The sequence below is a fragment of the Agrobacterium larrymoorei genome (genome assembly GCF_030819275.1).
In the GTDB taxonomy this organism is placed as follows: domain Bacteria; phylum Pseudomonadota; class Alphaproteobacteria; order Rhizobiales; family Rhizobiaceae; genus Agrobacterium; species Agrobacterium larrymoorei_B.
Map to the genome: position 1 here is coordinate 2,979,343 of NZ_JAUTBL010000002.1, position 7,243 is coordinate 2,986,585.

Below are 7,243 nucleotides of genomic sequence, written 5' to 3' on the forward strand. Positions count from 1 at the left end.
TCCAGAATTACTGGATCACGATAACCTTGGAGCTGCGGCCTGGACGGATGCGGCTGTAGAGATCGATGACGTCCTGGTTGATCATGCGAATGCAGCCGGAAGAGGCGGCGGTGCCGATCGAAGCCCATTCAGGCGAACCGTGGATACGGAACAGCGTGTCCTGGCCCTGTTCGTTGAAGAGATACATGGCGCGCGCACCGAGTGGATTGCTGATGCCAGGACCCATGCCGTTTTCGACATACTTGGCCACGTCCGGCTTGCGGGCGGCCATTTCCTTCGGCGGATGCCAGGTCGGCCACTCCTGCTTCCAGGCCACATAGGCTTCACCAGCCCAGGCAAAACCCTGCTTGCCAACGCCGATGCCGTAACGCACGGCCTTGCCGCCGGGCAGGATGTAATAGAGGAAGCGCTCACGGGTGTTGACGATCACCGTGCCTGGCTTTTCCGCTGTCTCGTAGTTCACGATCTGGCGGTGAAACTTCTTGTCGACGCGGTTGATCGGAATGGCTGGAAGGGCATAACCAGCGTCCGTGGTCGCGCCGTAAACCTCATCGCCAAAGATCTGAGCGGTCTCGACCACAACTGGGGTCGTGAGAGGGCGGGCGGAAGAGGTTTCAGTCGTCGTGGACGCGCAGCCGGTCAGCGCAAGGATGGACGACAGGCCGAGTGCAGTCAATGAAGTGCGAATGCGCATGGTGTTCTCGCGGAAAATTCGCTTATATAAGCGGTGCATGAAGCGATATTGGATCATCGGGTTATTTTCGATTAATCCTTGCTTGGCAAGCCATCGCACCGCAGCAAGATTACCGCTTGTGCGAAAATGCCGCTTCATGGTCTTTTTGCAACAATTTCGGGGCCCTTTTCCAGAATCGATCCATGACTATTCTTTCCTTTACCAATAACAACCCGTTAATCGACGGTCGCCAATCTGAGAAAGCCATGCTTGTGCGTCGGGGCGTACAAATATTGCTGCACGAGATGCGACACTCCGTCCTGCCGGAACTGGCTTTGTCCAGCGGCAGGCGCGCGGATCTGATCAGCCTGTCGGTCAAAGGCGAAATCTGGATCATCGAGATCAAATCCTCGATTGAGGATTTCAGGGTGGATCGCAAGTGGCCGGATTATCGGCTGCATTGCGACCGGCTGTTCTTCGCCACCCACGCGGCCGTTCCGCTCGATATCTTTCCGGAAGAGTGCGGGCTTTTTCTCTCGGACGGATATGGAGCCCATATGGTGCGGGAGGCACCGGAACATAAGCTGGCGCCTGCCACACGCAAATCCGTGATGTTGGACTTTTCCCGAACCGCCGCCCGCCGCCTGATGATGGCCGAATGGTCGACCGGCACCAGCTACTCGGACTGATACGTTGTCGTTTGCTTACTTAGGTGCGCGCTTGGCCAGAATACGCTGCAGCGTGCGGCGATGCATGTTGAGCCGCCGTGCCGTCTCCGAGACGTTCCGCTCGCACATTTCATAGACGCGCTGAATATGTTCCCACCGCACCCGGTCGGCGGACATCGGGTTTTCCGGCACTTCCATCCGGTCGCCTTCGCGCTGTGTCAGCGCGTTGAACACATCGTCGGCATCTGCAGGCTTTGCCAGATAGTCCAACGCGCCGAGCTTCACGGCCGTGACCGCGGTTGCAATATTTCCATAGCCGGTCAGAACGACGATTTGCGTGTCATCGCGATGCTGTCGGATAGCCTCGATGACTTCCAACCCGTTGCCGTCACCCAGCCTCAGGTCTACCACCGCATATTTCGGCGGCGCGCTTTTCGATTTCTCGATGCCTTCGCTGACGGACTCGGCGGTGTCGACGACAAAGCCGCGAGCTTCCATGGCGCGTGCTAGACGGCGCAGAAACGGACCGTCATCATCGACGATCAGGAGTGACTTATCCGGACCGATCGCATCCGAAGCTGTCACCGCCTCTTCTTCTCGCTTTTGTCCGTCATCTGCCATGGTCGTTTCCTTCGGTCATTTGTATGTTTCGGCGATCATATCCCTCATGCGCCACGAGCGTAAGAGCTTCCTAACAGACCGCCAGAGCATGGTCAGCGCCAAACTGTGCAGCAACTTTGCGATGACGATGCGCGGGGAATTAAAGAGCGACAGCGTAAGGAGCGAAACTGAAAGATCGCAATACGCTTGACATCACCGGCCCTTATTATCCTCCATGACGGATCGCGGCCAGATAACGGTGACCTTCGCACCTGCGGCATTTGGTCCACGATTTTCGAATGTGAGCGAAGCGCCGGATCGTTCCAGTAACGTCTTGGCGATGAAGAGCCCTAGTCCCAGACCGCCAGCCGTCGAATCATTGTGCCGCTCGGTCACGTAAGGATCGCCGATTCGCGCCAGGATATCCGGCGAATATCCATCGCCATCATCCTCGATCGTCACCATCACCTGCTGTTGGTCATGTGCCACGGTGACAGTCACCATCTCCTTGGCATAATCGACGGCGTTTTCCAGCAGGTTACCTAGCCCGTAGAGAATGCCGGCATTGCGCGCGCCAACCGGCTCATCCGCCCTTCCGGACTTCTCGACCAACTTGAGTTTCACGCCAAATTCCCGGTGTGGCGCCATCACCTCCTCGATCAACGAAGAGAGCGGAAGCCTGCGAATATGTTCCTCGCCTTCGGCAGACAGAGATGTCAGCCGGCGCAGGATGTCCCGGCATCGCTCGCTCTGGCTGCGCAGCAGCGCGACATCCTCGCTAAAGCGCTCGTCTTGTCCAAGCTCGCGTTGCATTTCCTTGGCAACGACACTGATCGTCGCCAGCGGCGTTCCCAACTCGTGCGCGGCGGCTGCGGCGAGACCATCCAGTTGCGAAAGGTGTTTTTCCCGCTCCAGCACCAGCTCGGTTGCTGCAAGGGCATCGGCCAGCTGATTGGCCTCATGCGACACGCGGTATGCATAAAAGGCGGCAAACAGCATCATCGCCACGATCGAGCACCAGATGCCGATATGAATGATGAGCTGGATCGGCAGTTCTTCGCCCGGATACCACGGGACCGGAAAGGGCGAAAAGGCAATCGCTGTCACGCAGGTCAGCGCGAAGAACAGCAAAACGAGAGAATGCTTCAGCGGTTGCGAGGCAAAGGCAATAATGACCTGAACGCAGATTAGTGGCGCAAACGGGTTGGACAGGCCACCGGTAATATATATCAACGCCGTCAATTGCAGCAGGTCGAAGGCAAGCAGCAGCGTCGCTTCCCAGGGCTCCAGGCGATAGGTCGGCGGAAAGCGAGCCGACAGGAAGAGATTGGCTGTCGCCAGCGCCGCAATGAGCAGCGCGCAGGTCAGTAGCGGCAGGGGAAAGCCAAGACCGAATGCAACGATCAGAAGCGTGGCGCTCTGTCCGGCCACGGCAAGCCAGCGCAGCCAGACAATGGTCTGCAACCTGATCTGGCGGCTGGCGCGGCCAAACCGCGTTGTTTCTACGGGCTGCTTCGCCATTGGTCCCTCTTTATCATCTCAGGTACCGCGCGGCTTGGCGCGGTGCGTCGGTTGCGCGGATGCCGGATCTTCCGGCCAGGGGTGGCGCGGATAACGCCCCCTCATATCCGCCCGCACATCCTTCCAGGAGCCGGCCCAGAAGCCTGGCAAATCCCTAGTGGTCTGTATCGGCCTGTGGGCAGGCGAGGTCAATTCCAGCAACAGTGGCAATTTGCCACCCGCAACACTCGGGTGATCCTTCAATCCGAAGAGCTCCTGCACGCGGATGGTCAGTGTCGGTTCCTCACCTTCATAGTGGATGGCGTGCTTTTGTCCGGTCGGCGCTTCGAAATGGGTAGGAAGCAGTTTGCTCAGTTGGCGTAACTCTTCATGCGGAACCAGCGAGCGCAGCCCTTCGATGATGTTGCCGCTACTGATCTCATGGATCGTCTTGGCGTCGTGCTGAAAGGGTACGAACCACTCATCCAGCCGGTCGATCAGTGCCGCGTCGCTCATATCCGGCCAGGGCGCGCCGACGCTGCGGTGAAGAAAGCCGAGGCGATGGCGCAATTGCTGCGCGTCTTTCGAAAAGGGCAGGATGCCAAGGCCATGCTCGCGAATGCCGTTTGCGAGCGCTTGTGCAGCCTTCTCACCAGAGGGGCGTGCCAGAGGTGTTTCATCGAGAATAATGGCGCCGATGCGCGAGACGCGTCTGGCGCGAACCTGCCCGCTTGGCTTGTCGAAGAAAAGCTGGTCTTCCTTGATGATCGCCTCCGGCAGGAATGCTTCCACATCGCGTAGGCTGATCGAGGCGGCGGCGAGAATGCGCGGCCTTGCGGCGCGACCGACAATGTCGGCCACCACCAGCATCTTTTGGGTTGCCAACCGCTCCGTCTCTTCCAACTCGCCACCACGGCCATTAGCCATGACATAGCGACCTCGCGCCCCGCGCTGGAATGCGATGCGGTCCGGAAAGGCATGCAACAGAAGCTGCCCGGCCGTCAGAGGCGCTTCCGATTCATTGTTTTTACCTGGGAGAGAGGAAACGAGCCGTTTTGCCAGTCCCCTGGCGGCGGTCGCGCGCTCCGACTTTTCGCCTTTGAACCGACGAAGCCGCTCTTCAAGATCAATATCGTTGCCGCCGAGACCCTGCTCGGTTAGCAGCACGGCGAGCAGGGACGCCTCACCCCCGCATCCAAGCGCGTCAGCCGCGAGCACCATGGCCGCGAGGCGAGGGGGCAGAGCCATCTCCCGCATCAGCTTTCCGCGTGCCGTAATCGCCCCCGACCCATCAAGAGCACCAAGCCCTTGCAGCAGCGCATTCGCCTCCTTCAACGTAGACGCCGGTGGCTGATCGAGAAATTTGAGGGAGGCCGGATCGCTCACACCCCAATGGGCGAGATCGAGCGCGAAACCGGAAAGATCGCTGGCCAGAATCTGCGGCGGCGTAAACGCTGGCAGCGCCGCTGTCTGTCCCGCATGCCACAGGCGGATGGCGATACCGGGCTCCGTGCGCCCCGCGCGACCAGCCCGCTGGTCTGCAGAGGCACGAGAGACTTTCACTGTCTCAAGCCGGCTGATGCCGGTCGATGGTTCGAAGACGGGCAAACGTTGCAGCCCGCTATCGATAACGATTCGCACCCCATCGATGGTGATCGACGTCTCGGCAATCGATGTCGCCAATACGATTTTGCGTCGACCCTTCTCAGTGGGCTTGATCGCCGATTCCTGTTCCTTTTGCGAGAGATTTCCGTAAAGTGGGATCACCTGCGTGCCCGCGTCGAAGCGACCCTCCAGTCTCTCCGCGGTGCGCTTGATCTCCGCTTGTCCCGGAAGAAAGGCGAGGATCGAGCCGGCCTCTGCTGCATGCGCCTCGATGATGGCACGCGAAACCTTGTCTTCGATCCGCTCTTGCCCTGACCGGTCTTCATAACGGATATCGACCGGAAAGCTGCGCCCAAGACTGGTGATGACCGGAGCCCGATCCAGCAACGCACTGATCCGTTCCGAATCCAGCGTGGCAGACATCACCAGGATATGCAGGTCGTCGCGCAAGCCTGCCTGCACATCCAGGGCCAGCGCAAGACCGAAATCGCCATCGAGCGAGCGCTCATGAAACTCGTCGAAGATGACGACCGAAACACCGCTCAGTTCTGGATCATCCAGAACCATTCGCGCAAAGACGCCTTCGGTCACCACCTCGATCCGCGTCTTGGCGGAAACGCGATTGTCGAGCCTCATGCGATACCCCACGGTGCCGCCGACGTCTTCGTTCAGGAGGGTCGCCATGCGGCTTGCCGCCGCGCGCGCCGCCAGCCGTCGAGGTTCCAGCAGAATGATCTTGCCGTCACCAAGCCGATCCTGATCGAGGAGATAAAGCGGTACCAGAGTTGTCTTACCGGCGCCCGGCGGGGCGCAGAGAACGGCGCGTTTTGCACGGCCGAGTTCTTGTCCTAACTCATCCAGCACATCCGTGACGGGGAGGTTGCTTGAACCATGGAGTGCCGCTTTGATCGTGCTCGTCATAAAATCAGTTGGTCCGTCGCGTCACGCTTTCATAAGCGAGGATAGCGCCAGCCAGATCCTCCAGCGCCGCCCCGACCGATTTGAAAAGCGTGATCTCGTTATCGTTGTTGCGGCCCTTTTGACGCCCGGAAACGAGATCGGCAAGCTCTGCCCTGATATCCTGTCGCTGAAGTACGCCCGTTTCGAACGGCTGCACGATATCGCCGCCTTCTTTAAGAGCGCCATCGAATGTGTCCACATAGACGCTTGCGCGCTGAACGGCAGCATCGTCGCTTTCGCGCATGGACGGCTTGAAGGCGCCGACGAGATCGAGATGCGCGCCGGGCTTCAGCCACTCACCTCTGATCAACGGCTCGTTGGAGAGAGTAGCGCAGGAAATGATATCCGCGTCCCGTACCCCGACTTCCAGATCGGCGCAGGCAAAAGCATTGAGCCCCATCGCCCGGGCCTCAGCCGCGGTCTTCTCCGCAGAAGCGGTGTTTCGTCCCCATATATGGAAGGTGGAAATGTTTCGCACCGTCGCATGGGCCTGCATCAGGTTGATCGAGAGGCGCCCGGTGCCAACCATCAGCATGGATGATGCATCGTCTCTCGCAAGATATTTGGCTGCAAGAGCCGACGTCGCTGCTGTACGCCGCGCGGTAAGCTCGCCACCTTCCACCGCCGCCAGCATTTCCCCTGTCTTGCCGGATGACAGTAGATAGGTACCAAAAATCGCGGGAAGGGCACGCGTGCTGTTGTCTGGAAAGACCGAGAGAATCTTCACGCCTATATAAGAGCCGGGCACCCAGGCGGGCATCATCAGCAGCGTGGCATCTCTCTCACCCGGCACGGCGACATCATGATGATGCCGAACGGGCATCTCGCAACCGATGCGAAACATGGTTTCGATCGCCTCGATCAGCTGCGGCCAGGCCAGCGCGCTGCGCGTTTCGTCTTCGTTCAGAACCAGCATAGACTTTCCCTTTTCCTCATATGCGCGAAGCTTATCATGCGAAGCGCATGATTGAAGAGAGAGGCGATTTGCAGAGCTCCAAAACAGGTTCGATAACCGGGTCCAGCAAGCCGTTTTGAATAACCAATCGAAAAAGCTCAACAATTACGGTCACTTACGAAAAAACGACAGATTTATGAAAAACGTCTGTTGACTTGTTTGGGGTGTGTCTCTTATAAGTCCGCTCACTGACGAGGGCGGCGGCGCTGCTGGCGACGAAGTCCTTTGTTCTAGAGAAAATCGGAAAAGATGAGCTGATGCTTGTTGCTCTTGGGTCTTGAT

At 58.8% G+C, this 7,243-nt stretch carries 6 protein-coding genes; 1 reads left to right on the top strand and 5 read right to left on the bottom strand.

Going from position 1 to position 7,243, the window contains the following annotated elements; translation table 11 throughout:
- Nucleotides 1-7: 7 nt before the first annotated feature.
- Nucleotides 8-694: a L,D-transpeptidase gene (locus QE408_RS22895; RefSeq protein ID WP_306934729.1), complete on the bottom strand. Its 687-nt coding sequence runs from the start codon at nucleotides 692-694 to the stop codon at nucleotides 8-10.
- A gap of 182 nt (nucleotides 695-876) precedes the next feature.
- On the opposite strand from QE408_RS22895, the gene QE408_RS22900 reads away from it, so the two are divergent.
- A complete protein-coding gene (locus tag QE408_RS22900) occupies nucleotides 877-1,362 on the top strand; it encodes an MmcB family DNA repair protein (RefSeq protein WP_306934730.1) in 486 nt (161 codons plus the stop codon).
- 15 nt (nucleotides 1,363-1,377) lie between these two features.
- Here QE408_RS22900 and QE408_RS22905 read toward each other — a convergent pair whose 3' ends face one another.
- From QE408_RS22905 to QE408_RS22920, 4 genes are all read right to left on the bottom strand, one after another.
- Entirely contained in the window at nucleotides 1,378-1,962 is a 585-nt protein-coding gene (locus QE408_RS22905; protein ID WP_306934731.1) for an ActR/PrrA/RegA family redox response regulator transcription factor, read from the bottom strand.
- 192 nt (nucleotides 1,963-2,154) lie between these two features.
- Complete coding sequence (locus QE408_RS22910) at nucleotides 2,155-3,462, bottom strand: ActS/PrrB/RegB family redox-sensitive histidine kinase (RefSeq protein WP_306934732.1); 1,308 nt, start codon at nucleotides 3,460-3,462, stop codon at nucleotides 2,155-2,157.
- A gap of 18 nt (nucleotides 3,463-3,480) precedes the next feature.
- Nucleotides 3,481-5,967: an ATP-dependent helicase HrpB gene (hrpB, locus tag QE408_RS22915; protein ID WP_306934733.1), complete on the bottom strand. Its 2,487-nt coding sequence runs from the start codon at nucleotides 5,965-5,967 to the stop codon at nucleotides 3,481-3,483.
- 4 nt (nucleotides 5,968-5,971) lie between these two features.
- On the bottom strand, nucleotides 5,972-6,922 hold the full coding sequence (locus QE408_RS22920; protein ID WP_306934734.1) for an ornithine cyclodeaminase family protein: 951 nt from the start codon (nucleotides 6,920-6,922) through the stop codon (nucleotides 5,972-5,974).
- Nucleotides 6,923-7,243 lie beyond the last annotated feature (321 nt).

What these genes read in the sequence shown, in the direction of transcription:
- hrpB (WP_306934733.1), bottom strand. Translation starts at nt 5,967, where the DNA reads ATGACGAGCACGATCAAAGCGGCACTCCATGGTTCAAGCAACCTCCCC.
- QE408_RS22895 (WP_306934729.1), bottom strand. Translation starts at nt 694, where the DNA reads ATGCGCATTCGCACTTCATTGACTGCACTCGGCCTGTCGTCCATCCTT.
- QE408_RS22905 (WP_306934731.1), bottom strand. Translation starts at nt 1,962, where the DNA reads ATGGCAGATGACGGACAAAAGCGAGAAGAAGAGGCGGTGACAGCTTCG.
- QE408_RS22900 (WP_306934730.1), top strand. Translation starts at nt 877, where the DNA reads ATGACTATTCTTTCCTTTACCAATAACAACCCGTTAATCGACGGTCGC.
- QE408_RS22910 (WP_306934732.1), bottom strand. Translation starts at nt 3,462, where the DNA reads ATGGCGAAGCAGCCCGTAGAAACAACGCGGTTTGGCCGCGCCAGCCGC.
- QE408_RS22920 (WP_306934734.1), bottom strand. Translation starts at nt 6,922, where the DNA reads ATGCTGGTTCTGAACGAAGACGAAACGCGCAGCGCGCTGGCCTGGCCG.